Consider the following 25,197-nt stretch of genomic DNA (forward strand, 5'->3'; position numbering starts at 1 on the left):
GGCGGGGGGCGGGGGGCCCCCCCTCCGCGCCTCCCTGCTTCCCGGGCCCGGCGCGGCCCGGCTCCCGCTCCCGTCGCCTTCCCCGCCTGCGGAGTCCCTCCCTTGCCCGGTGCTCGGGCCCGGTCCAGACTGATCGTCGGACGAGGGGGTGCCATGGCGGAGCGGACACCGGCCGACGGGCCCGCCCCGGGCGTTCCGGCGGACGGTCCGGCGGGCGGGGCGGCGGACGGTCCGGCGGACGGTCCGGCGCCGTTCGGACCGCGGCTCCGGACGTACCGCCGGCGCGCCGGACTGAGCCAGGACGCGGCCGCGGCCCGGGCCGGGATCAGCACCCGGGCGCTGCGCGACCTCGAACACGACCGGGTCCGGCGGCCCCGTCCGCAGACCCTCCGGCGGCTGGCCGGGGTCCTGGAGCTGACCGGCGGCGAGCTGACCGGGCTGCTCGCCGGCCTGTCGGCCACCGCCCCCGCCGCCCCGTCGCGGGACACCGCGGGACCGCGCCTGCTGGTCCTCGGCCCGTTCGTCCTGGACCCCGGCCGCACCCCGGCCCCGGTCACCGGCCCGATGCTGCGCCGTCTGCTCGGCCTGCTCGCGCTCAAGCACCCCGAACCGGCCACCCAGCAGGAGATCACCGACGTCCTCTGGCCGTCCGGACCGCCCGGGTCCCGGCAGAACCTGGTCCACACCTACGTCAGCCGGGCCCGCCGGCTGCTGGAACCGGACCGCCCGCACGGCGCCCCGCCGCCGGCCGTCGTCCGGACCCCCACCGGGTACCGGCTGGCGGCCCCCGGGGACGCGACCGACCTCGGCCGCTTCGACGGCCTGCTGGCCCGGGCGACGGACGGACGGCGGCCCCCGGACCGGGCGGCGGCGTACGAGGCGCTCACCCGCGCCCTGCGGTGGTGGCGCGGCCCGGTGCTCGCGGACGCCGACCCGGCGCTGAGCCGGCACCCGGCCGCGGTCGCGGCCAACGGGCGACGGATCCGGGCCGCGCTGCTGCACGCCGACACCGCGCTGCTGCTGCGCCGGCCCGGCGAGGCCGTCCCGCTGCTGGGGGACCTGGTCGACGCCGAGCCGCTGCACGAGGGGCTGCACGCCCGGCTGATCCTCGCCCTCGCCGCAGCCGGGGAACAGGCCGCCGCGCTCGACGTGTTCGGCCGGCTGCGGGTCCGGCTCGACGAGGAGCTGGGCATCGCGCCCGGCCCGGAGGTCCGGGACGCCCAGCTGCGGGTGCTGCGCCGCCAACTGCCCCTCGCCCCGGGGCCGGAGACGATCCCCGTCCCGGCCGCCCTCCCCGGTGCCGTCCCGGCCACCGTCCCCGCCGTCCCCGCCGTCCCCGCCGTCCTCCCAGATCCGCGGCCGGCCCAGCTGCCCGCCGCACCGGGCTCCTGGGTCGGCCGGCACCGGCAACTGCGGGAACTGGACGCCCTGGTGGCCCCCGGCCCCGCGCCGCGCCCGCACCTGGTGACGGTGGTCGGCCCGCCCGGCATCGGCAAGACCGCCCTCGCCACCCACTGGGCGCACGCCCGGCGGGCCCACTTCCGGGACGGGCAGCTGTTCGTCGACCTGCGCGGCCACTCCCGGCTCCCGACGCTGCGCCCCGGCGACGTCCTGGCGCAGTTCCTCCGCGCCCTCGGCACCCCGCCCGACCGGCTGCCCGCCGACGAGGGCGAGGCCGCGGCGCTCTACCGGACCCTCCTCGCCGACCGCCGCATGCTGATCGTGCTGGACAACGCGCGCGACGCCGAGCAGGTCCGCCCGCTGATCCCGGGTGCCCCGGGCTGCGCGGTGGTGATCACCAGCCGCAGCCGGCTCGCCGGACTGGTCGCCAGCGACGGCGCCCGCCGGCTCGGCCTGGACGTCCTCGACCCGGACGAGGCGCTCCACCTGCTGGCCGGCACCGTCGGCGCGGACCGGGTCGCGGCCGAGGAGGAGGCCGCCCGCCGACTCGTCTCGATCTGCGGCGGCCTGCCGCTGGCGATCCGGATCGCCGGCGCCAACCTGCTCGCCCACGGCACCGGGATCGCCGACCACTGCGAGGAGTTGGCGGGCGACGACCTGATCGGCCGGCTGCACGTCGAGGGCGACCACCGCTCGACGGTGCGGGCCGCCTTCGAGCTCTCCTACCGCGCGCTCCCGGCCGCCGCCCGGCGGATGTTCCGGCTGCTCGGCCGGATGCCCGGCCCGGACCTCTCCGCGGACGCCGCCGCCGCGCTGGCGGACGTGCCCCCCTCCGCGTCGGCCGTCCTGCTGGACCGCCTGGGCGACGCCCACCTGGTGCAGCGGCGCGCGGCCGGCCGGTTCGGCCTGCACGACCTGCTGCGCTCCTACGCCCGCGAGCTGGCCGGCCGCGAGGAGACGCACGCCGCGCACCGGCGGCTCTTCGACTGGTACCTGCACCGCGCCGACGCGGCGGCCCGGCTGCTCTACCCGGTGGCGCCGTCCGTCGTCCCGGCGCGGCCGTCCGGCACCGGGGCCGCACCGTCCGGCGGCCCGGCGGGCGCCGCCGCCGGTGCGGGGGCCCCGGCCGCGCCGGTCTTCCCCGACCACGCCCGCGCCGCGCAGTGGCTGGACGACGAGCGGGAGAACCTGGCCGGTGCCGTCCTCCAGGCCTCCGGGGCCGGCTTCACCGGCGTCGCCCAGCGGCTGGCGGAGAGCCTTCACGGCTACCTCTCCACGGGGATGTACACCGGCGACTGCTTCGAGGCGGCGACCGCCGGCCTCTTCGCCTCGATCGCCGACGACGGACTGCGGGCCCGGGCCGGCGCCCGGCTGCGGCACGCCGGGTGCCACGGCGGCCCGGCCGGCGACACCCGGGCCGTCGCACTGTTCACCAGGGCGCTGGACCTCGCCCGGCAGCACGGCTGGCACGACGGCCAGGCGCTCGCCCTGCGCGGCATCGGCCCCGTGCGGCAGGGCGGCGGCATGCGGATCGCCTACGACCACCTCTCCCGGTCGCGGGAACGGGCCGCCCCGCCCGGCCCGCCCGGCCCGCCCGGCCTCGGACTCCCCCGGCGCAGCGGCCGGACACCCGGCACCGACGACCTCGCCACCCTGGGCCTCATCAGCTGGAAGCTCGGCCGGCTGGACGAGGCCGCCGGACACTTCTCGCAGGTGGCCCGGCACTTCCACGAGCTCGGTGCGGCCCGCGAGGAGGCGGTCTCGCACACCAACCTGGGCGTCGTGCACCGCGCGCTGGGCCGTCCCGGCGAGGCGATCCGGCTGCTCGGCGAAGCCCTGCCGGTCCACCTGCGGCACGACAACAAGTTCAGCGAGGCGGTGGCACTCAGCTGCCTCTCGGGCGCGCACACCGACCTCGGCGACCACACCGCCGGACGGCGGCTGGCGCACACCGCGCTCGCCGCCGCGCGGACGCTGCGCAACCGGGCGCTGGAGGCCAACGCCCTGCTGGCGCTGGGTGCCGCGCAGGAGGCCGCCCGGGAGCCGGACGGCGCGGCCGAGAGCTACCGGGAGGCCCTGCGCCTCGCCGAGGCCGTCAACGACCGCTTCCCGCAGGCCGCCGCGCTGGTCGGGCTCGCCACGGCCCGGACCGCCGCGGAGCCGGTGACCGCCCTGCGCACCGCTGAGCGCGCCGTCGCGCTCGCCCGCGAGGCGGAGTTCCGGATGATCGAGGGCTGCGCGCTGACCGCGGTGGCCGCCGCACGGGTACGGCTGGGCGACTCCCGGACCGCCCTGCGGGCCGGGCGGGACGCCCTCGCCCTGCACCGTGAGACCGGCCACCGGCCGGGCGAGGCGCGCAGCCAACTCGCGCTCGGCCAGGCGCAGTCGGCGCTCGGCGCGGCGGGCACGGCGGTCGGGCACTGGCGCGAGGCGCTGCGGCTCTCCCGGGCGATGGGCGCGGCCCGGATCCGCTGACACCACGGCACGACACCGCCGGGAAGCCGCTCCGGCAGTTGCCGCCGTTCTGCCGGTCCCCGCGGCCCGGCCGCCGCCCGCCCGGCCCGCGACCGGCCGCGACCGGAACAACCGCAGGTCGGAGCAGGTGCGCCCGTCCCGCCCGGGCCCTCGCCGGCACCACCGCCCCCTCCGCTCCGCTTCCAGGAAGCCGCCCAGTGGATCTCCCTACGGTGGGTCGCACCCGCCAGGCCGTCCCGAGGAGCGCCGCATGAGCCGGTTCGACCACATCGCCTTCACCCCGGCCGTGCGCCGGGTCCAGGAGGAGATGGGCAGCGCCACCGCCGCCGAACGCCGCCTGCGGTCCCCGGCCGGCGCGCCCCAGCCGCTCACGGACACCGAGGCCGGCTTCATCCGCGGCCTCGACGGCTTCCTGTTCGCCAGCGTCGGCGCGACCGGCTGGCCGTACGTCCAGTTCCGCGGCGGCCCCCCGGGCTTCGTCCACGTCCTGAACGAGCGCACCCTCGGCTACCTGGACGTCCGGGGCAACCGGCAGTACGTCACCACCGGCAACCTGCGCGGCGACGACCGGGTCGCGCTGTTCTTCCTCGACCACGCCCGCCGGGCCCGCCTCAAGCTGTTCGGCCGCGCCACCGCCGTCCCGGCCGCCGACGCCCCCGCGCTCGCCTCCCGCCTGGCCTCGCCGCGCACCGAGGGCACCGTCGAGCAGCTGGTCACCGTCCGGGTCGAGGCCTTCGCCTGGAACTGCTCCAACCACATCACCCCCCGGTTCGGCCAGGACGACCTCACCGCGGCCCTGGCCCCGGTCCGCGACCGCCTCGCCCTGCTGGAGCGGGAGAACGCCGCCCTGCGCGCGGAACTCGCCCGGCTCACCGTCGAAGGAACGCAGCCATGCCCGACCTCCTGACCGACCGCCCCGCGGCGCCCGCGGCCGCCCCACCGCCGGCGATCTGGTCCCGGAACTTCCGCTACTACTTCACCGCCCGCAGCGCCGGTCTGCTCAGCTGGGCGATGCTGCCGGTCGCCGTCTCGGCCGGTCTGCTCGGCGGCGGGCACGGCCTGGCCTCCGCGGGCTACGCGATGGCCTTCCTGATCGGCCCGTTCGCCGGCCTGGTGCTGTTCGGGGGCGTGCTCGCCGACCGCTTCACCGCCCGCCGGATGATGATCGGCGCCGACCTGGCCAACCTGGTCGCCCACGTGCTGCTCGCCCTGCTCTTCCTGCACGGCGCCGACCGGCTCTGGCAGCTGTACGCGCTGCTGGCGGTGGCCGGCACCGCCAACGCGATGTTCCAGCCCGGTGCCTCCTCGACCGTCCCGCTGGTGTCCCGGGACGTCCAGGGCGCCAACGGGGTCCTGCGCACCGCCGAGGCGCTCACCGGGCTCGGCGGCCCGGCCCTGGCCGGCGTCCTGGTCGGCCTCGGGGACACCGCCTGGGTGATGGCGATCTCCGCCGTCGCCTACGGCACCAGCGCGCTCTGCCTCCTCGCCCTCCGCCTCGGCCCGGTCCCCGCCCCGCCCGCCGGCCAGGGCCTCTGGCGCAACCTGGCGGCCGGCTGGCGGGAGTTCCGCGCCCGCAGCTGGCTCTGGGGGGTGATCGTGATCTGGATGGTCTTCGCCGTGCTCTCCTCGGGCCCGCTGCTCCCGCTCGCCGCCGGCCTCGTCGTCCCCGAGCACGGCGCCACCGCCTTCGGCCTGATCAACTGCGCGCTGGGCGCGGGCACCGTGGCCGGCGGCCTGCTCGCGATCCGCTACAAGCCCGCCCGCCCGCTCGCCGCCGGCGCCGTCGCCATGCTCGCCAACCCCCTCTACCCGCTCGGCCTCGTCCTCGACTGGCCGGTCTGGCTGCTCGCCGCCGCCCAGGTCGCGGCCGGCGTGGGCGTCGGCTTCTGGGGCGTCATGTGGGCCACCAGCGTCCAGACCCAGGTCCCCGGCGAGGTCCTCAACCGCGTCCACGCCTACGAGGTCGCGGGCTCCGTCGGCATGTACCCCGTCGGCAGCGCCCTGGCCGGCCCCGCGGTCGCCGCCTTCGGCACCGACCGCGTCCTCCTCGTCGGCGCCGCCGTCGCCCTCCTCACCTCCCTCGCCCTCCTCACCGCCCACCCCGTCCGCACCCTCCCCCGCGCGTCCTCGCCCTCCCCCTGACCCACCCGGTTCCGCTGTCCCACGAGCCGGCAGGGCACAGCGAGGTCGGCACTGCTCGGCCACGGAAGCACCCACAGCGCAATGGACGGCCCATTATGCGGATAACTCGACTTCCTGCAAGTTGTTTTGATGACCAATCAGATCAATTGCTACGGTTGCCGCCTACTTACGGCAGGTACCCGGTATCTGCCACGGAAAGGGGCATGCCATGAGCATCGCCGTCGATCCTGCGCGCCTGAGCCTGACGCGACAGGAGTCCACCTACCTCGCCATTCGAACCACTCAGGGCGGTCGAACCGTCTACAGCACGCGTGTGCCGCTCTCCGAGCTCTCCGTCATCCTTCCGGTCCCCGATCCCGACAAGGTCGACCCGGACAACCGTCGGGTCGACCTCCGCCATGCCAAAGGCTTCGGCCAGTACCTGGCCGACAACCCCAAGTGGGTCGCCCCGGCCCTCCTGGTCCGGGATGCCGGTTCCTGCCGGTTCGAGCTGCTGAGCAAGGACGGCAGCGTCGGCTACCTGGTCGTCCCCTGGGCCATCGGCGGCATCGGCCGACTCATCACGATCGACGGCCAGCACCGCATTCTCGGCGTCCACCTGGAGAAGAAGCACCTGACCGACGAGATCACTCGCATCGAGCGGGAGCTCTACCGGGCCACCGATGCCCGCAAGGCGAAGCTGGAGGAGGAGCGCACCACCGTCATGGCCCGCATGGGGCGACTCCAGAACGAGTACGTCGGCATCGACATCTACGTGGAGCTGGACGCCGTCCAGGGCCAGCAGATGTTCGTCGACGTCGCCGACAACGCCAAGGGCATCTCGGGCGCCGTGCGCGCCCGCTTCGACACCTCCCGGATCGCCAACCGCACGCTCTCCGACATCGTCACCCACCCGATGCTCAACGGGAAGGTCGACATCGAGCGGGACCGCATGACCGATGCCAACCGCAACCTCATCGGCGCGAAGCACGTTGCCGACATCACACGCGCCGTCATTGCCGGCCCCGGCGGGCGCGCGAACAAGAAGGTCGAGGCCCTGACCGACCAGGAGGTCATCGAGAACGTCCGGGGTTTCCTCGACGTGGTCTCGACCGCCTTCGAGGGCCTCGCCTCCGTCACCGAGGAGGACACCGACAACTACCGCGCCTCCCTGGCCGAGAAGCCCAAGAAGGGCGAGTCGGTGCCCGAACCCACCAAGGCCATGGAACTGCGGAAGACCTCACTGCTGGGCTCGGTCGGCATGCTTCGGGTCCTCGGCGGCGTCTACCGGAACCTGAAGGACGACGGCGTCGAGGACGGCGACATCCAGGAGTTCTTCAAGAAGCTGGACCGGCACATGGCGGCCCCGGTCGCCGAAACCAGCATCTGGCGCACCTCTGCGGTCAACGAGCATTTCGAGCCGTACGCGAAAGCACCCATCATGCGCACCCAGAACATCGTGCAGCTGACCGTCGCCATCACCGGTTGGTACAGGAAGGCGCCGAGCGCCCTGTAGCACCGACCGCGGTCGCCGGGTGCCCCCTCCCCACCTCAATTGGGGAGGGGGCACCCCATGATCTCACCAGAGCTGTGCACAACGGCAGCCCCGGGCACGGATCACCTGTCCGCACCCATGCGTCACCAGCAGGGCCGGCCGAGCCCGCGCCGGGCCGGTTCACGCTCGCGGAGCGCGTGGACCCGGCAGGGCGGCAGCCACTCAGATCGCGTCAACCCAACGGTTCCGTTGGAGCCGATCACCGCCCTTCGGGTTGCCATGAGCGCTGGGGCCACTGCGCGGAGCCCTGTCAGTCCCGTGGGCGAAACTGGAACCACCGACGGTGCCGTCCGTCAGCCGGAACGGCAGCGAATCGCTGCTCCAGGCCAGCAAGGGGAGATGCTCGTGAAGCCCGAGATGATTCAACATGCCGTAGAGGAATTCTGGTTCAAGCGAGACGGCCAGGCCCAGAATCTGGAGGACGGCGGAACTGCCGGCGGTGCGGCCCGGGCCAATGGACACCTGGGGGGAGTCACCAGCCTCGTGCGGAGCATCTTCGTCGACAACGGCCTGGACCCCGAATGCGTAAGGGTCGGGTCCCCCTACCTCCCCGGCTACTACCGTGTACGCAAGCAGTGGGACCTCGTCGCCACCTACAAGGACACGTTGGTGGCGGCGATCGAATTCAAGTCGCAGGTGGGGAGTGTCGGAAAGAACATCAACAACCGTTTCGAGGAGGCGCTGGGAACCGCCACCGACACGCGTGACGCCCAGAAGAAGAACTCGGCCTTCGGTGAGGTACCGCCATGGCTGGGGTACGTCCTCGTCCTGGAGGAGACCGAGGAGACCGAGAAGCCCGACAGGACGACTCGGGCCATGTTCAAGACCGATGAGGCGTTCGATGGCCTCTCCTACAACCAGCGGTACCAGGAAATGATCCGCCGCTTCATCGGGGAGAACGTGTACAACGCGGGTTGGTTCGTGACGACTCAGCGCCACGGTCCGACTGTCACGTACAAGGAACCTCTTGCGACCGCGACGGCAGAGGCATTCAGGGTGGCCATCGAGGGCCAGATCAACTGGGTGAGGACCGTGGTCGACCAGCAGCGCTGACGAAGCACGCAGGACGCCCCCGGGCCGGGCCGGGGGCGCCGGAAACAATTCGGCCGGCGCGGCGCGCTTCAAGTCCATGGCGCTTCCGAGCGCCAACAGCGTCTTCGAAGTCTTGGCGGCCGACCGTCAAGATCGGTTCCTCCTAATCGGGAAGCTCGGTCAGCCCGTAGACGCTCAGTGCCGCCTCCGTGGCAGCCTTCGCATCCCGCTTGTCGAAGGCATCCGCCAATGCAGCCTTGTCGTCCGCCGAGATCGCCTCCGGGTCAGGGACACGGATCTTGCGGAGGTACTGCGCCTGGAAGCGAAGCGTCCCCCCACGCATCTTCACCGCGTACGCCTCCACGAACGCCTCCGCGACCTTGGACAGCAGTAGGCCGCCGAGCACCCGCATGTCCCAGGCATCCGAGACGATGAAGTACAGGTTGTGATGAGGGTACAACTCCCCTTCATCCAGAACAGGATGGATCGTCAGCTTCATGTCGGGGAAGAGGAGTTTAGCTCTGGGCACCAGTCGGTGATCGACCTTGTCGATGGTCTTGTACCAGCGGGCGGGCTGCTTGACCGCGACGTACCGCTTCCGCAGGACACCGCTGTGCAGGCGGAAGTACGACGACAGCCTCGGGTAGTCGGCCAGGTCGACGAGTTCACCCTCGGAGTTCCACGGGTTCACCAGGTAGGTGCCGTTCCAGTGGATGGTTCCACTGGTGGTGTCACGGACCATGGCCATGCGCAGGAGCCGGTCGTCCTCGACCAGGTCAGGGTTGTCCGTGAGGAAGACCTTGTCGGCGCCGGTGGCGATGCCGATGCCCACCCGTGTCCCGGTCGTCTCGTCCTCAAGCAGACGGAACCGTTCGCCGAGGTCTTCGAGGACGGCGAGCCGAGCCGGTGACGCTGCCGGCCAGGAGTCCTCGCCGGGAAACCAGTGATCAAGCCGGGTCGCCTGGAAGGCCCTGTTCTCGACCGACCTTTCGTCGGTCGTCTCACGCCACGCGAGGAACTCTCGCGCTTCCGATTCTCCGAAGGCATGAGTAGCGTCGGCTGCCACAGCGACGCCCTGTGCCCTCCTGGAGATGACGGTGATCGCGGGGTAGGCCGAGACCTGCTCCTGGAAGGCGTCCACGTCATGCATGACCAAGGCCAGGTCCATGCTGAACTGGCGGGTCACGAGTTGGCGCAGTTTCCGGCCGTACTGGTTGCGCATCCACCGGTCGGCACAGATGAATCCGAGCTTTCCTTCGGGCTTCAGACTCCGAAGGGCCACCTCGTAGAAGCCGATGTAGATGTCAGCTCGGCCACCCATGGTGGAACAGGCCTCGCGGTAAGCGCTCATTCGCGCGTCGGGTACGTCCTCAAGCCTGATGTACGGGGGATTGCCGACGACGATGTCTGCTCGGTGCCCTGAGTCCTTCTGCAACAGGTAGTCGCCCCGCTCCACCCAGGCGTGCGCGACCTGCTGTGCGTCGTCGCGGCCCCACCCATCCGCGATCAGCTGCTCCTCGACGCGCGCTCGGCTCTGGCTGACGTTGCGGCTCAGCAGGTCAAAGGCCCGGACCGAGCCTGCGGCGTCCGTGATCGCGCGTCCACGCGCTCGACAGGACTCACTGATGCGAGAGGCGATCACTCCGAGGAAGGCGCCCTCCCCGCATGCCGGCTCCACGAGCCGGACTTCCGACAGGTCCTTGTCGGAGGTGTAGCCGAGCAGGTCAAGGATGAGTTCGACCACCCAGCGTCGCGTGAACACCTCGCCGTGCTCCACGGCGTCGGATGGGACGCCGGGCAGTGCCCGGAGGTCGGCGCCGGAGAGTGCGAGGGTTGCCACCTCTCGACCCTACAGGGCGAGCCACGACCGCCCTGTCCGCCTCGGCACGAACAGACGGCAGCTCGTGGCTGCGCGACCTGATCCTGGTCATCGGCATGCCGGCGTGATGCGACACGGTGCTTCGGATCGACTGCTGAAGTCTCAGCCCGGTACTCGGCCACCGAGCATTCAGAGCCGCCTGACCGGACGAGTACTCTCCGGCGCGGACAGCCGCGGTACAGGGCTGCCAGGTCAGCGGTTCGTCGCGAGGAACAAGACCGCCGGCAGGGTCGCATCGGTCCAGAGAATACGAAAGCCGCAGGTCATCCGACCTGCGGCTTTCGATATGGAGCGGGCGACGAGAATCGAACTCGCGCTCTAAGCTTGGGAAGCTCATGTTCTACCATTAAACTACGCCCGCCTGACGAGACGTCAGAGACGCTCGATCTGCCCTCACTGTACCCCATTCGTGACAGCCGTTGCACGGGTGGCCGGAGGTCGTGGCGGAGCCGCGGGGGGTGGGCGCGGGGGCGTACTGTGTGGGCCGCGTGAGAGTGCCCCGGCGGGTGGGTGCGGGCGGCGAGCCTTGGTGTGGAATGTCCGGAACATCCCCTAATGTGACGCTGGTCCCGGCGGCTCCGCCGTTCGGGGCGACGAGTACGGGTGAGTACTGGGGTAAGGATGGGAAGGGGATCGATGGAGCAGCGCGCCGTCGTTCGTTGTGCCGAGGGGCACCTGTTCAGCACCACCACGTTCCCGATGCAGAACCTCGGACCCGGTCGGCTGGGGCCCGGCCGGCTGATCCGGTGTCCGCAGTGCGGACGGCTGAGGAGTTCGGTGCTGGCCGACGTACGGGAGCTGTCCGAGCCGCAACTGGCCCGGGCACTGCGGCTGGAGGCCGCGGAGTTCCTCGCCTGACGAGGGCGGTCGAGGGAGTGGAGTGACAGGAGCGGCCCCGGACGATTCGTCCGGGGCCGCGTCGTGCACGTAACCTCGAAGCGTGCTGCTCTCTGACAAGGACATCCGGGCCGAGATCGACAACGGCCGGGTGGTGATCGACCCGTTCGACCCCGCGATGGTCCAGCCGTCGAGCATCGACGTGCGACTGGACCGCTTCTTCCGGGTCTTCGAGAACCACCGTTACCCGCACATCGACCCCTCCGAGGAGCAGCCCGACCTGACCCGGCTGGTCGAGCCGGAGGGCGACGAGGCGTTCATCCTGCACCCGGGCGAGTTCGTGCTGGCGTCGACCTACGAGGTCATCACGCTGCCGGACGACGTCGCCTCGCGGCTGGAGGGCAAGTCCAGCCTGGGCCGGCTCGGGCTGCTGACGCACTCCACGGCGGGCTTCATCGACCCGGGCTTCAGCGGGCACGTCACGCTGGAGCTGTCGAACGTCGCGACGCTGCCGATCAAGCTCTACCCGGGGATGAAGATCGGGCAGCTCTGCCTGTTCCGGCTCTCCTCGCCTTCGGAGCACCCGTACGGCTCGGAGCGGTACGGCTCGCGCTACCAGGGGCAGCGCGGTCCGACGCCGTCGCGCTCCTACCTGAACTTCCACCGTACGGACGTCTGAGCCGGCCGGACTCCGGGCCGGACGGCGAGCGCACGGCGCGGGCGGTCACCCCTCCTGGGGTGGCCGCCCGCCGGCGTTTCCCGGGGGCTCAGACCCGCTTCGGGCGGGTGACGGCGACCAGTTCGCCGCCGTCACCGGAGAGCCGCAGCTCGGTGCGGAGCTCGGCCAGCTCGCCCAGGTGGTGCAGGTGGGTGCCGCCGCAGAAGATCCGCGCCGCGCCCTCGGGCAGCTCGCAGTGCCACTGGCGGCGGGCGGTCAGCTCCGGGCCGGGGACGTCGACGCGCACCGGGGCGTCGGCGGCGATCCAGTCGGCCAGCCGGCGGTTGACGGCCTCGGTGAGCGCCGGGAGGGCGTCGGCGAGGGCCGGGAACTCCTCGGTGGCCTCGGTGGTGAAGCCCTTCTTGCGCAGCGACTTGCCGAGCCGGTAGGTGTCGGTGCTCGCCCCGGTGTCCATCACCGAGCTCGCCATGGCGAGGCTGTCGAAGTCCGGGTGACCCAGGGCGTCGGTACGGCCCGGGTCCTTGCGCCAGCGCGGCGCGAGGGCCTCGTTGAGGGCCAGGGCGAGCAGGTGGCAGCCGCTGTGCGCGGCGCTGAGGGCGGCGCGGCGCCCGGCGTCGACGGCCAGGGCGGCGGGGCGGCCGGTGATGTCGCCGGGGTCGGCCGCCAGGACGTGCAGGACCAGCCAGGACCACTCCTCGTCGCCGCGCCGGACCGGGATGTCGGCACCGGCCAGCGGGGTGCCGCCGTCCGGGCCGACGGCGCCGGTGAGGCAGTCGACGACGGCCAGCTCGACGCCGTCCACGGTGAGGGTGCCCAGGTCGGCGGGCTGGTCGGGCCAGGTGTGGTCGAGCGGGTGGAACGGGGTCGCCGCGGTGACGACGGCGTGGCGGCCGTCGCCCAGCGGGTGCACCGCGAGCACCGTCGACTCGCCGGTCACCGCCCCGGCCGGGAAGCTGACGTGGGTGGTGGGGAGGGTCATGCCTGGCTCCGTGCGGGTGAGGGTGGGTGGGGTGGGTGGGAGAACGCGGTGGGGGGAACGGGGCGGGAAAACGGAACGGGCCCCGCGAGGCGAGGCCCGTCGTCCATTCTCCCCGAGACGTCCCGGGAGGCCGCGGGACGTCCCGGGGCCTCCCGGGATCAGCCGAGGGTCGGCAGCTTGATCAGCACCAGCAGGGCGAGCAGCTGCAGCGCCGCCGCGCCCGCCGCCTTGCCCCACGGCAGGTCGTGCACCCGGCGGACCATGCTGGTCAGCAGGTAGGCGCAGAGCACCCAGGTGGCCCAGCCGACGACCTGGACGACGAGGTTGTCCGCGGGCAGCACCAGCGCGAGCAGCAGCCGGGGCGCGTCCGTCACCCAGCCGATCAGCGCGGCGAGGCCGACCGTGGACTGCCAGGGGCCGTCGCCGCCGAACTGCCGGGCCAGGCCGTACGTCACGGCGCCGAGCATGGCGCCGGCCAGGGTGAAGCCGATCGCGGCGGCGAGCATCGCGGTGAGCGCCACCGTGAAGGTCGACTCGAACACGTCGTCGCGGGTCAGCCCGATGCCGAGCACCGCGAGGGCGCCGTACAGCAGGGAGACGGTGACGGCGGGGAGCCAGACCTGGTGGTCGCGGGTGCGGTCGAAGATCGCGGTGGGGGTGCGGAACAGCCCGGTCAGCAGCTCGCGCCAGGTCGGCCGCGGCCCGGTGGCGTGCGGCGCGGACTGGCCGCCGGCCCGGTAGACGGCGACGTTGTCCTCGCCGTACCCCTGATCCCCGCCGTACCCCTGCGGGCCCGGGCCCTGTCCGTACCCCGGCCCGCCGTGGGGCGGCTGCCCGTGGGAGTCGGGGTACGGCTGCTGCCCCTGGCCGTAGGAGGACGGCTCGCCCGCGTACGGGTCGCCGGCCGGGAACGCCCGGGTGTGACCGGGCTGGTCGGCCGCGTACGGGTCGTGCCGGGGCGCGTGCGGGCCCTGCGGGGCGGGTGCGCCGTACGGGTCGTACGCACCCTGCTGCGGGCCGGTGAAGTACTCCGGTCCGTCCGTCGGCCCGTACCCCCCGGGCGCCGCCTGCTGCTGCGGCGGCGCCGACCACCCGCCACGGGGGTCGGCGCCCTGACCGCTGTCGTATCGATTGCCAGCCACGCTCCGAAGGTACCCGCCCGGCGGGCACCGCGGCGGCCGGGCACCGGACCGCATCCGGTTTGCAGCGAGCCTGTTACCGCCGCTCCCGGCCGCCGGGGCCGCTCGCGGCTCCTAGCCCCGGACGCCGACCTTCGGCCCGTGCACCGACGCCGCGGCGCTGGTGCCGGCCGGGCACCCGCCCGGGCCGGCCGAGGTGCGGACGGCGCCGACCGGCAGCAGGGTGCCGCAGGCGATCCGCACGCCGTTCGGCAGCTCGTTGTCCGACTCGACGATCGCGCCGTCGCCGATCACCGCGCCGTCCAGCGCGGTGCGGTCGCCGATGGTGGCGTGGGCGCCCACGATCGAGTCCTTGACCAGGGTGTCCGGGCCGATGACGGCCCCGGGCAGGATCACGCTGCCCTCGACGATCGCGCCGGCCTCGACCACCGCGCCCTCGGAGACGACGCTGCCGCCGCTGAGCACCGCGCCGTGCCGGACGGTCGAGCCGGGCAGCAGCAGCGCGTCGCCGGTCGGGCCGGGGACGGCGGGCGAGTCGACCTTGCCGAGCACCAGGTCCGCCGAGCCGCGGACGAAGGCGGCCGGGGTCCCGAGGTCGAGCCAGTACGAGGTGTCCACGACGCCGCGCAGCAGCGCGCCGGTGGCCAGCAGCTCGGGGAAGGTCTCGCGCTCGACCGAGACCTCGCGGCCGGCCGGGATGCGGTCGATCACCGAGCGGGTGAAGACGTAGCAGCCGGCGTTGATCTGGTCGGTGACGATCTGCTCGGGCGTCTCCGGCTTCTCCAGGAACTCCAGCACCCGCCCGTCGGCGTCGGTCGGCACCAGCCCGAAGGCGCGCGGGTCCTCGACCCTGGTGAGGTGCAGGGTGACGTCGGACCCGGCGGCCAGGTGGCCGTCGCGCAGGGCGGCGATGTCGACGCCGGAGAGGATGTCGCCGTTGAACACCAGGACCGGCTCGTCGGGGCCGCAGGTGAGGCCGGAGGCCGCGTTGCGGATGGCGCCGCCGGTGCCGAGCGGCTCGCGCTCGGTCAGGTAGACCAGCTCGATGCCGTAGGGCGTGCCGTCCTGGAAGTGGTCCTCGAACACCTCGGCGAGGTAGGACGTGGCGAGCACCACGCGGGTGACCCCGGCCGCCGCCGCGCGGGCCAGCTGGTGCGCGATGAACGGGACGCCCGCCACGGGCAGCATGGGCTTGGGGGTGTGGGTGGTCAGCGGACGCAGTCGCGTGCCCTTACCACCGACCAGCATGATCGCCTCGGTCATGGTCTGCGCTGTTCCCCTTGTGGTCTCTGCGGCCCGGCCCGGCGGGCCGATACCTCCGTCGGTGTGCTGTACGCCGTTCCGGACCCCCGGAACGGATCGACCGGCTCACGGCCGGTCCGGCGCCTACTGTATTTCCTTCCGACCGGGGCGCCGTCGGGTGGTCCGGCGGCCGGCGCCGGGCGGGGGCGTCCGCGCCGGGGCCGCCGCACCGCCGCGGCGCCTTCACCGGACGGCCACCGGGCCGCCGCCGCACCGCCGTCGGAGCGCCGCCGCATCCCGAACCGCCCGGTCCGGGCGGGTGCCGGGGGCACCCCCCGGACCGGGCGGTTGTTGCAGAACTGTCGAACTGCCGGACGGTGCCGGACCGGACTCAGGCGTCCACGGTCCGCGGCTCCTCCGCCTCGGCCGGCGGGACCGCCTTGACCGAGTCGAGCAGCAGCTGGGCGACGTCGACGACCTTCAGGTGCTCCTTGGCCGCGCCCTCGTTCTTCTTCCCGTTGACCGAGTCGGAGAGCATCACCAGGCAGAACGGGCAGGCGGTGGAGACGATGTCCGGGTTCAGGGACAGCGCCTCGTCGACGCGCTCGGTGTTGATCCGCTTGCCGATCCGCTCCTCCATCCACATCCGCGCGCCGCCGGCGCCGCAGCAGAAGCCGCGCTCCTTGTGGCGGTGCATCTCCTGCTGGCGCAGACCGGGGACCTTGTCCATGATCTCGCGCGGCGGGCTGTAGACCTTGTTGTGCCGGCCCAGGTAGCAGGGGTCGTGGTAGGTGATGAGGCCCTCGACCGGGTTGACCGGGACGAGCCTGCCCTCGTCGATGAGGTGCTGCAGCAGCTGGGTGTGGTGGATGACCTCGAAGTGGCCGCCCAGCTGCGGGTACTCGTTGGCGATGGTGTTGAAGCAGTGCGGGCAGGTCGCCACGATCCGCTTCTTCGGGGCGTCCTCCAGTGCCGCGTTCAGCGTCTCGACGTTCTGCGCGCCGAGCATCTGGAAGAGGAACTCGTTGCCCAGGCGGCGGGCGGAGTCACCGGTGCAGGACTCCTCCTTGCCGAGGATCGCGAACCGCACCCCGGCGGTGTCCAGCAGTTCGGCGAAGGCCTTGGTGGTCTTCTTCGCGCGGTCCTCCAGGGCGCCGGCGCAGCCCACCCAGTACAGGTACTCGACCTCGGCGGGGTCGATGTCCTCGCCGATCACCGGCACCTCGATGCCGGTCTCCTTCTTCAGCTCCTTGACCCAGTCGAGGCGGGCCTTGGTGGCCATGCCCCAGGGGTTGCCCTTGTTCTCCAGGTTCTTGAGCATGGTGCCGGCCTCGGTGGGGAACGAGGACTCGATCATCACCTGGTAGCGGCGCATGTCGACGATGTGGTCGATGTGCTCGATGTCGACGGGGCACTGCTCGACGCAGGCCCCGCAGGTGGTGCAGGACCACAGCACGTCGGGGTCGATGACGCCGTTCTCCTCGGCGGTGCCGATCAGCGGCCGCCCGGCCTCGGCCAGCGCGGCGGCGGGGACGTCCGCGAGCTGCTCGGCGGTGGCCCGCTCCTCGCCCTCCATGTCCTTGCCGCCGCCGGCCAGCAGGTAGGGCGCCTTGGCGAAGGCGTGCTCCCGCAGGCTCATGATCAGCAGCTTCGGGGAGAGCGGCTTGCCGGTGTTCCAGGCCGGGCACTGCGACTGGCAGCGGCCGCACTCGGTGCAGGTGGAGAAGTCGAGGATGCCCTTCCAGGAGAAGTGCTCGACCTGGGAGACGCCGAACACGGCGTCGTCGGCCGGGTCCTCGAAGTCGATCGGCTCGCCACCGCTGGTCATCGGGCGCAGTTCGCCGAGCGCGGTGGAGCCGTCCTCCTCGCGCTTGAAGTAGATGTTGAAGAAGCCCAGGAAGCGGTGCCAGGCGACGCCCATGGAGGGGTTGACGCCGATGGTGATCGCCCAGGCGAAGGAGATGCAGATCTTCAGCATCGCGAAGACGTGGACCAGGTTCTCCAGGGTGCCGTGGGACAGCCCGCGGAAGGCGGCCACCAGCGGGTAGGAGATCAGGTACTTGGCCTCGTAGGAGCCGACGCCCTCCAGCGCGCCCTCCAGGCCGCGCAGGACCATGATGCACAGGCCGATCCCGAGGATCGTGTACTCGACGTAGAAGGCCTGCCAGGCGATCGAGCCGGCGAAGCGGGACTTGCGGCCCGCCCGGCCGGGCAGGCTGAGCAGCCGGATCACGATGAGCGTCGCGATCCCCAGCGTGGTGAGGGTGCCGACGAGTTCGGTGAACAGCTCGTACGGCAGCCAGCCGCCGAGCACCGGCAGCACGAACTCGGCGTCGAACAGCTGGAAGAACGCGGTCAGCAGGGTCAGGCCGAGGGTGAAGAAGCCGACCGCGACGAACCAGTGGGCGATGCCGACGATCCCCCAGCGGTTCATCCGGGTGTGGCCGACGAACTCGACGGCCACCGTCCTGACCCGCTGCGCGGGCTGCCCGAAGCGGGTGGCGTCCGGCTGGCCGGTCCGCACCACCCGGTAGATGTAAAGCGCCGCACGAGCGGCGAGCGCGGTGCCGACCACGAACGTGACCAGCGAGATGACGATCGCTGCTAGCTGCATCGGCTCTCCGTCTCCTGCGGCTTGCCCAATTGCTGGGGTGCTTGTCTCCGAGGGCAGTGTACTCGTCGGTAACTTCCACGGCCGACGGGCCGGACACTACCGCGCGTCAACTCTTCTCCTGAAGATGCTCAAGGTATGGCGGCAGTCACGTGAGTGCACTCCCGGCCCGCCAACTCAGCAAAGTTGAGCGACCGGGACTCATAGCTGTTGACGCCCCCGCCCTCGTCATGCATCCTTGAGTCCGTAAAGCTCAACTCTTCCGTGGAGGTATCTACGATGGCACGCGCGGTCGGCATCGACCTCGGTACGACGAACTCGGTCGTCAGCGTTCTGGAGGGTGGCGAGCCCACCGTCATCACGAACGCCGAGGGCGCGCGGACCACGCCGTCCGTCGTCGCCTTCGCCAAGAACGGCGAGGTGCTCGTCGGCGAGGTGGCCAAGCGCCAGGCGGTCACCAACGTCGACCGCACCATCCGCTCGGTCAAGCGGCACATGGGCACCAGCTGGAAGATCGGGCTGGACGGCAAGGACTTCAACCCGCAGCAGATCAGCGCCTTCGTGCTGCAGAAGCTGAAGCGGGACGCCGAGGCCTACCTGGGCGAGACGGTCACCGACGCCGTCATCACCGTTCCGGCGTACTTCTCCGACTCCGAGCGCCAGGCCACCAAGGAGGCCGGTGAGATCGCGGGCCTCAACGTCCTGCGCATCGTCAACGAGCCGACCGCGGCCGCGCTGGCCTACGGCCTGGACAAGGACGACCAGACCATCCTGGTCTTCGACCTCGGCGGCGGCACCTTCGACGTCTCGCTGCTGGAGATCGGCGACGGCGTCGTCGAGGTGAAGGCCACCAACGGTGACAACCACCTCGGCGGCGACGACTGGGACCAGAAGATCGTCGACCACCTGGTCAAGGTCTTCCAGGCCGGCCACGGCGTGGACCTGTCCAAGGACAAGATGGCCCTGCAGCGTCTGCGCGAGGCCGCCGAGAAGGCCAAGATCGAGCTGTCCTCGTCCTCCGAGACCTCGATCAACCTGCCCTACATCACGGCCTCCGCCGAGGGCCCGCTGCACCTGGACGAGAAGCTCACCCGCGCCCAGTTCCAGCAGCTCACCTCGGACCTGCTGGAGCGCTGCAAGATCCCGTTCAACAACGTCATCAAGGACGCGGGCATCGCCCTCTCCGAGATCGACCACGTGGTCCTCGTCGGCGGCTCCACCCGCATGCCCGCCGTCGCCGAGCTCGTCCGCGAGCTGACCGGCGGCAAGGACGCCAACAAGGGCGTCAACCCGGACGAGGTCGTCGCCATCGGCGCCGCGCTCCAGGCCGGTGTCCTCAAGGGCGAGGTCAAGGACGTCCTGCTGCTCGACGTCACCCCGCTGTCCCTCGGCATCGAGACCAAGGGCGGCATCATGACCAAGCTGATCGAGCGCAACACCACGATCCCGACCAAGCGCTCGGAGATCTTCACCACGGCCGAGGACAACCAGCCGTCCGTGCAGATCCAGGTCTACCAGGGCGAGCGCGAGATCGCCGCGTACAACAAGAAGCTCGGCATGTTCGAGCTGACCGGCCTGCCGCCGGCCCCCCGCGGCCTGCCGCAGATCGAGGTCACCTTCGACATCGACGCCAACGGCATCATGCACGTCGGCGCGAAGGACCTCGGCACCGGCAAGGAGCAGAAGATGACCGTCACCGGCGGCTCCGCGCTGCCGAAGGACGACATCGAGCGCATGATGCGCGAGGCCGAGCAGTACGCGGAGGAGGACCACAAGCGCCGCGAGGCCGTGGAGACCCGCAACCAGGCCGAGCAGCTCGTGTACTCCACCGAGAAGTTCATCGCCGACAACGCCGACAAGCTCCCCGCCGACGTCAAGACCGAGGTCGAGACCGCCATCGGCGAGCTCAAGGAGGCCCTGAAGGGCGAGGACGTCGCGAAGATCCGCGAGGCCTCGGAGAAGGTCTCCACCACCGCCCAGAAGCTCGGCCAGGCGCTGTACGCCAACGCCGACGCCGCCGGCGCGGCCGGTGCGGGCGCTCCCGGCGACGCCACCGCGGGTGCCAAGGACGACGACGTCGTCGACGCCGAGATCGTGGACGACGAGAAGCCCAAGGGCGGTGCGGCATGACGGAGAAGCCGCAGGGTGCCGAGCCCGGCGACGACTCCGCCGCCGAGGAGGCCGTGATCAAGGCCGCCGAGGAGGCCGCCTCGGCCGGGGCCGAGGGCTCCGGCAAGGCCGGCTCGGACGAGCTCGCGACGGCCAGGCGCGAGCTGGCCGAGCGCACGGCCGACCTCCAGCGCCTCCAGGCCGAGTACCAGAACTACCGCAAGCGGGTCGAGCGCGACCGGTTGACGGTCCGCGAGATCGCCGTCTCCAACATCCTGGAGTCGCTGATCCCGGTGCTGGACGACATCGGCCGGGGCCGCGACCACGGGGAGGTGACGGGCGGCTTCAAGTCCGTCGCCGAGTCGCTGGAGACGGTCGTCGCCAAGCTGGGCCTGCAGCAGTTCGGCAAGGAGGGCGAGCCCTTCGACCCGACCATGCACGAGGCGCTGATGCACAGCTACTCCTCGGAGGTCACCGAGGACACCTGCGTGCAGATCCTCCAGCCCGGGTACCGGATCGGCGAGCGGATCATCCGCCCGGCGATGGTCGCGGTCGCGGAGCCCCAGCCGGGCACCCAGACCACGTCCGGCCCGGACGCCGACACGGCCAAGGGCGGGGACAAGAAGGACCGGGCCGACGGCGGCCCGGACAGCTGACCACCGGTGACAGCTGACAACCTGTGCGCTGCGGAGTCGTACGCCGGCCAGTACGGCGGCCGGCTCCGCAGCGCGTTGTCGACGTGTCCGGGCACCGACGGCGGGGCCCCGCCCGTTGACAACACTGTGACGATGGACCCCGGGAGGTGGCGCCGGCCATGAGCGGCAAGGACTACGTGGAGAAGGACTACTACAAGGTCCTCGGCGTGCCCAAGGACGCCAGCGCCACAGAGATCAAGAAGACGTACCGCAAGCTGGCGCGCGAGTTCCACCCCGACGCCAACAAGGGCGATGCCAAGGCCGAGGAGCGGTTCAAGGACATCTCCGAGGCGTACGACGTCCTCTCGGACGAGAAGCGCCGCAAGGAGTACGACGAGGCCCGCACCCTCTTCGCCAACGGCGGCTACCGGGCCGGTGGCCCGGGCGGCACCGGCAGCTACAACTTCGACTTCGGCGACCTGTTCAACGGCAGCCAGGGCGGCAGCGGCGGGCTCGGCGACGTCTTCGGCGGCCTGTTCAACCGCGGCGGCGGCCGGCAGGCCCAGCCGCGGCGCGGCGCCGACGTCGAGACCGAGGTGACGCTCTCCTTCGAGGAGGCCGTCGACGGCGCCACCGTCCCGCTGCGGATGACCAGCCAGGCCCCCTGCCGGGTCTGCAACGGCACCGGTGCCAAGGCCGGCAGCACGCCCCGGGTCTGCCCGACCTGTGTCGGCTCCGGCACGGTCAGCCGCGGCCAGGGCGCCTTCGCGCTCTCCGAGCCCTGCCGGGACTGCCGGGGCCGCGGCATGATCGTCGACGACCCGTGCACCGACTGCCACGGCAGCGGCCGCGCCAGCTCCGCCCGCACCATGCAGGTCCGGATCCCGGCCGGCGTCCAGGACGCCCAGCGGATCCGGCTCAAGGGCAAGGGCGCCCAGGGCGAGCGCGGCGGCCAGCCCGGCGACCTGTACGTCACCGTCCACGTCGAACCCCACGCCGTCTTCGGGCGCAAGGGCGACAACCTGACCGTGACGGTCCCGGTCACCTTCCCCGAGGCCGCCCTCGGCGGCACCATCGAGGTGCCGACCCTGAACGGCCCGTCGGTGAAGCTCAAGCTGCCGCCGGGCAGCGCCAACGGCCTCACCATGCGGGCCCGCGGCAAGGGCGCCACCCGCAAGGACGGCACCCGCGGCGACCTGCTGGTCACCGTCGAGGTCGTGGTGCCCCAGCACGTCACCGGCGACGCGCTGACCGCACTGGAGCAGTACCGCGAGGCGACCGCCTCCGACGACCCGCGAGCCGCCCTGTTCCGGGCGGCGAAGGGAGCGTGACGACCAGATGACCCCCGACGACACCATCGGCCCCGGTCTCGGCGAAGGCCTGCCCGGCGCAGGCCCCCGCCGCACCGCCCGCCGCACCACGCCGCAGCCCCAGTACGTGCTGACCGAGGAGACCCCGGTCTACGTCATCTCGGTGGCCGCCGAGCTCTCCGGTCTGCACCCGCAGACCCTCCGTCAGTACGACCGGCTCGGCCTGGTCAGCCCCGACCGCACCGCGGGCCGGGGCCGGCGCTACTCCGCCCGGGACATCCAGCAGCTGCGCGAGGTCCAGCGGCTGTCCCAGGACGAGGGCATCAATCTGGCCGGCATCAAGCGGATCATCGAGCTGGAGAACCAGGTCGCCGCGCTGCAGTCCCGGATCGCCGAACTGGCCGACTCCCTGGAGGGCGCCGCCACCGCCCTCCAGCAGCGCGAGGCCACCATCCACGCCTCGTACCGCCGTGACCTCGTCCCCTACCAGTCCCCCACCCCGCACTCCAGCGCCCTCGTCGTCTGGCGCCCCAAGCGCTGACGCCCACGGGGGTCCGCGTGACCGGACCGCACGCGGCCGTCGTCACCCCACCGATGGAGGGGTGCCGACGGCCGCGGGTCATGCGTAGAGTGCTCACCGGTGAACTCGCGCCCGACTGCGGCCATCGAACACGGGATCCGGACGAGCACCCTGCCACGGGGGGCCGTCGCCGTCGGGCCGGGATGGTGAAAGGTCGCAGATGAACGCTACGAGTGGCACGGAGCAGGGGGGATCGGCCACGGGCATCCTCTCCGAGGAGGCGAGGGCCCTCTATCTCCAGGCGGTGTCGAACGGCGGACGGCTCGCCTCGACCGACCCCGCCATCGCGCGGCCGCGCGCCGAACTCCTCGAACTCGGTCTGCTGATTCCCGATGTCGACGATCCGTCCACGATGACGGTCGCCGATCCCTCCCGAATAGCGGGCCGGCTGGCGGGCCAGTGGCAGGAGCAGGCCCTGTACCTCCTGCTGCGCTCCTCGTCCGCCCCGAAAGCGTTCCAGGACCTCTCGCACGCCTACGGTTCGATGAACCACAGAACCGAGCCCGGCGGGGCCATCGAATACGCACTCGGAGTTCCGGAAATCAACCAGCAGATCGAGTCGCTGGTGGAAAACGCGGCGAAAGAGGTCCTCACCGCGCAACCCGGCGGAAGCCGTCCGCTCGCCATCATCCAGCGGATAGTGGAACGCGATGTGCTGCTGCTGCACCGGGGTGTCCAGCGGCGCACCATCTACCAGCCGAGCGCCCGCTACGCGGCGCCGACGCGGCAGTACGTGGAGCGGATCACCGAGCACGGCGCGGAGGTCAGAACGCTCGCCGAGCCCTTCAAACGGCTCATCATCGTGGACCGCGAGGTCGCGGTGATCCCGGCCCAGGACGACAACGACAGAGCCGCCATCGTCCGGGACCCGGCCGTGGTCAGCTATCTGGTCGACTCGTTCGAGGGCCTCTGGATCCGGTCGATCCCCTTTCCCGGGGCGACCGAGGTGCCCCAGGAGGTCATCTCACGCCTGCGCACCAAGATCCTGCGCATGATGATCCAGGGGGTGGGCCACCGTGTCATCGCCAGGAGCCTCGGAATCAGCGAACGGACCCTGGCCCGGCACATCGCGGAGTTCCGCGAGGAGTACGAGTCGGAAACGCTGTTCCAGCTGGGCTGGAGAATGGCTCAGCACCCGCCGCACCTCATCACGTCCGACGACGTGTCACTCCGGGAGCCGGACTGCGGACCCGACGAGGACGACGGCTCCGGTCACCAGCCCCAGTCCTGAGCGAGGAGCCGCTGCTGGGCCGCCGGCACGACCGCCGCCGTCGCCTGCGGAGCCGGGGCACCCCAGCCCCAGTCGTTGCTCATCGCCTGCGAGCGGGCGACGTTGCCGCGGTCCAGGTGCTCGGGCTGCCAGCCCCAGTCCTCGGGAGACGAAACCGCCGAGACCGCCGCGATGATCGCGACCGCCGCCAGGGCACGGACCAATGCGCGGGGTGCACGACGCATGTCACGACTCCTTGTCATGTATCTGCTATAACCGACCATACCCAGAGCGGACGCGCTTGGTCCGGCGGAGCGGCGAAGCGGGCCTGGGGAGATCCGCAAGACATCAAAGCCTGCGCACCCCGGGTCGTGCAAACACTTGTCCACTGCCGATGGTGGCATTCTCATGCCAGGCAGAAATATGACAGTACCTACGGTAAACCGTGGCGTGAACCTGCCCACCCGGAGAGCCCACGGTGTCATCTGTCTGCCAGACACGGAGATGACACCCTCCACACATGGACTGCCGCCCGCCTCACCCGAGACGATCAGTGCACACCCCATCAACCGTGCGCCGGACAGCACCAGCGTTCCGAGGCAAGGCCCAGATCAACGCCCCAATCGCACCGCCGTCAGCGTCAATCGTGCGATCTTCTCCTCCAACACCACATAGCCCGGCGGGACTTGCGAATTCCCCCGGGCGGCCATTCCCCGGAGTCGACAATGACCGAGCCCTACCTGCGTCACCACGACAGCCAGGCCCATGAGGGCCGGCGTGCACGCGTGTTCCTGGCCGCGCCGCTGATGCGGTTGACCGGGCCGGCGGACAGCGTGGTGACGCTCGCCAGCCGGACGCGGCTGACGACGCTCCGCACCACCCTCCTCCGCAGTGGCGCCGCCGTGTACAGCGCCCACCACAGCGACGCCTGGACCGTCGCCGGGCGCGCCCCCGAGCCCCGTGTGCCGTCGGACTTCCGCGCGCTGCAGTCCGCGGACCTGGTCTTCGCCTACGTCGGCGCGCCGCTCTCCGCCGGCGTCAGCCTGGAGCTGGGCTGGGCGTCCGCGCTGCGCAAGCCGATCGTCCTGCTCGTCGACGAGGCCATCACCCACAACCCGCTGATCGCCACCATCGAGCAGGTCGCACCCGTCCTGCCGCTGGTCTTCGACGACACCTGGTCCCAGGAGGCCCTCCACCACACCGTGGAGACCGCCCTCGACTGGGCCGGCATGGCGCTCTCCCTGCGCGAGGGCTTCTGGACCGCCCCCGGCGAGCAGTTCACCGTCCCCCGGCAGCAGCCCCCCGCCGTCGGCCCGTCCGGCTACTGGTCCACCGGCGCGGCCACCGGCTGACCCCGGACCGGCCGCCCGGGCTCCCCCGCCCGGACGCTCCGGATCCACCGG

Annotated in this window: 18 protein-coding genes, 1 tRNA gene and 1 pseudogene; 13 read left to right on the plus strand and 7 right to left on the minus strand. The window is 72.0% G+C overall.

Annotated features, from left to right (window positions below):
• Positions 1-153: 153 nt before the first annotated feature.
• The 5 genes from ACFCX4_RS08570 (at position 154) to ACFCX4_RS08590 (ending at position 8,605) form a co-directional block, all read left to right on the plus strand.
• Positions 154-3,876 (plus strand): BTAD domain-containing putative transcriptional regulator, encoded by a 3,723-nt coding sequence (locus ACFCX4_RS08570; protein ID WP_376139884.1) that lies wholly within the window; start codon positions 154-156, stop codon positions 3,874-3,876.
• 250 nt (positions 3,877-4,126) lie between these two features.
• Positions 4,127-4,783: a pyridoxamine 5'-phosphate oxidase family protein gene (locus ACFCX4_RS08575; protein WP_376139885.1), complete on the plus strand. Its 657-nt coding sequence runs from the start codon at positions 4,127-4,129 to the stop codon at positions 4,781-4,783.
• Positions 4,768-6,018 carry an MFS transporter gene (locus tag ACFCX4_RS08580; protein WP_376139886.1) on the plus strand — a complete coding sequence of 417 codons (1,251 nt, stop codon included), beginning with the start codon at positions 4,768-4,770 and terminating at the stop codon, positions 6,016-6,018. Before ACFCX4_RS08575 ends, ACFCX4_RS08580 begins: the two co-directional genes overlap by 16 nt.
• Before the next feature lie 208 nt (positions 6,019-6,226).
• Positions 6,227-7,513, plus strand: coding sequence for a DNA sulfur modification protein DndB (locus tag ACFCX4_RS08585; RefSeq protein ID WP_376139887.1), 1,287 nt, complete (start codon positions 6,227-6,229; stop codon positions 7,511-7,513).
• Positions 7,514-7,897: 384 nt separating this feature from the next.
• Positions 7,898-8,605: a PaeR7I family type II restriction endonuclease gene (locus ACFCX4_RS08590; RefSeq protein WP_376139888.1), complete on the plus strand. Its 708-nt coding sequence runs from the start codon at positions 7,898-7,900 to the stop codon at positions 8,603-8,605.
• Positions 8,606-8,747: 142 nt separating this feature from the next.
• On the opposite strand, the gene ACFCX4_RS08595 is transcribed toward ACFCX4_RS08590, so the two are convergent.
• Both ACFCX4_RS08595 and ACFCX4_RS08600 read right to left on the minus strand, forming a co-directional pair.
• Entirely contained in the window at positions 8,748-10,424 is a 1,677-nt protein-coding gene (locus tag ACFCX4_RS08595; protein ID WP_376139889.1) for an Eco57I restriction-modification methylase domain-containing protein, read from the minus strand.
• Positions 10,425-10,750: 326 nt separating this feature from the next.
• A tRNA-Gly gene (locus tag ACFCX4_RS08600) sits at positions 10,751-10,824 on the minus strand.
• A 260-nt stretch (positions 10,825-11,084) separates the two neighbouring features.
• Here ACFCX4_RS08600 and ACFCX4_RS08605 point away from each other — a divergent pair.
• Both ACFCX4_RS08605 and dcd read left to right on the plus strand, forming a co-directional pair.
• Entirely contained in the window at positions 11,085-11,321 is a 237-nt protein-coding gene (locus ACFCX4_RS08605; RefSeq protein ID WP_045938839.1) for a hypothetical protein, read from the plus strand.
• 82 nt (positions 11,322-11,403) lie between these two features.
• Positions 11,404-11,979: a dCTP deaminase gene (dcd, locus tag ACFCX4_RS08610; RefSeq protein WP_376139890.1), complete on the plus strand. Its 576-nt coding sequence runs from the start codon at positions 11,404-11,406 to the stop codon at positions 11,977-11,979.
• A gap of 88 nt (positions 11,980-12,067) precedes the next feature.
• Here dcd and ACFCX4_RS08615 read toward each other — a convergent pair whose 3' ends face one another.
• From ACFCX4_RS08615 to ACFCX4_RS08630, 4 genes and pseudogenes are all read right to left on the minus strand, one after another.
• Positions 12,068-12,958, minus strand: a complete 891-nt coding sequence (locus tag ACFCX4_RS08615; RefSeq protein ID WP_376139891.1) for a metal-dependent hydrolase — start codon at positions 12,956-12,958, stop codon at positions 12,068-12,070.
• A gap of 158 nt (positions 12,959-13,116) precedes the next feature.
• A complete protein-coding gene (locus ACFCX4_RS08620) occupies positions 13,117-14,100 on the minus strand; it encodes a Yip1 family protein (protein ID WP_376139892.1) in 984 nt (327 codons plus the stop codon).
• A gap of 186 nt (positions 14,101-14,286) precedes the next feature.
• Positions 14,287-15,360, minus strand: a pseudogene (locus ACFCX4_RS08625) (sugar phosphate nucleotidyltransferase); the annotation flags it as partial.
• A gap of 370 nt (positions 15,361-15,730) precedes the next feature.
• Complete coding sequence (locus ACFCX4_RS08630) at positions 15,731-17,953, minus strand: (Fe-S)-binding protein (RefSeq protein WP_376139893.1); 2,223 nt, start codon at positions 17,951-17,953, stop codon at positions 15,731-15,733.
• Positions 17,954-18,229: 276 nt separating this feature from the next.
• Here ACFCX4_RS08630 and dnaK point away from each other — a divergent pair, with 276 nt between their 5' ends.
• From dnaK to ACFCX4_RS08655, 5 genes are all read left to right on the plus strand, one after another.
• The gene (gene dnaK / locus ACFCX4_RS08635; RefSeq protein WP_376139894.1) at positions 18,230-20,080 is read left to right on the plus strand and encodes a molecular chaperone DnaK; all 1,851 of its coding nucleotides are present in this window, start codon (positions 18,230-18,232) and stop codon (positions 20,078-20,080) included.
• Positions 20,077-20,715 carry a nucleotide exchange factor GrpE gene (gene grpE / locus ACFCX4_RS08640; RefSeq protein ID WP_376139895.1) on the plus strand — a complete coding sequence of 213 codons (639 nt, stop codon included), beginning with the start codon at positions 20,077-20,079 and terminating at the stop codon, positions 20,713-20,715. Before dnaK ends, grpE begins: the two co-directional genes overlap by 4 nt.
• Positions 20,716-20,873: 158 nt before the next feature.
• Positions 20,874-22,025 (plus strand): molecular chaperone DnaJ, encoded by a 1,152-nt coding sequence (dnaJ, locus tag ACFCX4_RS08645; protein ID WP_376139896.1) that lies wholly within the window; start codon positions 20,874-20,876, stop codon positions 22,023-22,025.
• 7 nt (positions 22,026-22,032) lie between these two features.
• Positions 22,033-22,545: a heat shock protein transcriptional repressor HspR gene (locus ACFCX4_RS08650; RefSeq protein ID WP_376139897.1), complete on the plus strand. Its 513-nt coding sequence runs from the start codon at positions 22,033-22,035 to the stop codon at positions 22,543-22,545.
• Between the two features lie 199 nt (positions 22,546-22,744).
• The gene (locus tag ACFCX4_RS08655; protein ID WP_376139898.1) at positions 22,745-23,815 is read left to right on the plus strand and encodes a hypothetical protein; all 1,071 of its coding nucleotides are present in this window, start codon (positions 22,745-22,747) and stop codon (positions 23,813-23,815) included.
• Here ACFCX4_RS08655 and ACFCX4_RS08660 read toward each other — a convergent pair.
• A complete protein-coding gene (locus ACFCX4_RS08660) occupies positions 23,797-24,039 on the minus strand; it encodes a hypothetical protein (RefSeq protein ID WP_376139899.1) in 243 nt (80 codons plus the stop codon). The genes ACFCX4_RS08655 and ACFCX4_RS08660 overlap by 19 nt on opposite strands.
• A gap of 480 nt (positions 24,040-24,519) precedes the next feature.
• Between ACFCX4_RS08660 and ACFCX4_RS08665 the strand changes: the two genes are divergently transcribed.
• Complete coding sequence (locus tag ACFCX4_RS08665; RefSeq protein ID WP_376139900.1) at positions 24,520-25,146, plus strand: hypothetical protein; 627 nt, start codon at positions 24,520-24,522, stop codon at positions 25,144-25,146.
• The last annotated feature ends 51 nt before the right edge of the window (positions 25,147-25,197 follow it).

It is taken from the genome of Kitasatospora sp. NPDC056327 (genome assembly GCF_042261735.1).
Classification (GTDB): Bacteria; Actinomycetota; Actinomycetes; order Streptomycetales; family Streptomycetaceae; genus Kitasatospora.

Coding starts and splice junctions, on each gene's coding strand:
- ACFCX4_RS08585 (WP_376139887.1), top strand. CDS start 6,227: ATGAGCATCGCCGTCGATCCTGCGCGCCTGAGCCTGACGCGACAGGAG.
- ACFCX4_RS08570 (WP_376139884.1), top strand. CDS start 154: ATGGCGGAGCGGACACCGGCCGACGGGCCCGCCCCGGGCGTTCCGGCG.
- ACFCX4_RS08605 (WP_045938839.1), top strand. CDS start 11,085: ATGGGAAGGGGATCGATGGAGCAGCGCGCCGTCGTTCGTTGTGCCGAG.
- dnaJ (WP_376139896.1), top strand. CDS start 20,874: ATGAGCGGCAAGGACTACGTGGAGAAGGACTACTACAAGGTCCTCGGC.
- dnaK (WP_376139894.1), top strand. CDS start 18,230: ATGGCACGCGCGGTCGGCATCGACCTCGGTACGACGAACTCGGTCGTC.
- ACFCX4_RS08630 (WP_376139893.1), bottom strand. CDS start 17,953: ATGCAGCTAGCAGCGATCGTCATCTCGCTGGTCACGTTCGTGGTCGGC.
- grpE (WP_376139895.1), top strand. CDS start 20,077: ATGACGGAGAAGCCGCAGGGTGCCGAGCCCGGCGACGACTCCGCCGCC.
- ACFCX4_RS08655 (WP_376139898.1), top strand. CDS start 22,745: ATGAACGCTACGAGTGGCACGGAGCAGGGGGGATCGGCCACGGGCATC.
- ACFCX4_RS08665 (WP_376139900.1), top strand. CDS start 24,520: ATGACCGAGCCCTACCTGCGTCACCACGACAGCCAGGCCCATGAGGGC.
- ACFCX4_RS08660 (WP_376139899.1), bottom strand. CDS start 24,039: ATGCGTCGTGCACCCCGCGCATTGGTCCGTGCCCTGGCGGCGGTCGCG.
- ACFCX4_RS08575 (WP_376139885.1), top strand. CDS start 4,127: ATGAGCCGGTTCGACCACATCGCCTTCACCCCGGCCGTGCGCCGGGTC.
- ACFCX4_RS08615 (WP_376139891.1), bottom strand. CDS start 12,958: ATGACCCTCCCCACCACCCACGTCAGCTTCCCGGCCGGGGCGGTGACC.
- ACFCX4_RS08580 (WP_376139886.1), top strand. CDS start 4,768: ATGCCCGACCTCCTGACCGACCGCCCCGCGGCGCCCGCGGCCGCCCCA.
- ACFCX4_RS08650 (WP_376139897.1), top strand. CDS start 22,033: ATGACCCCCGACGACACCATCGGCCCCGGTCTCGGCGAAGGCCTGCCC.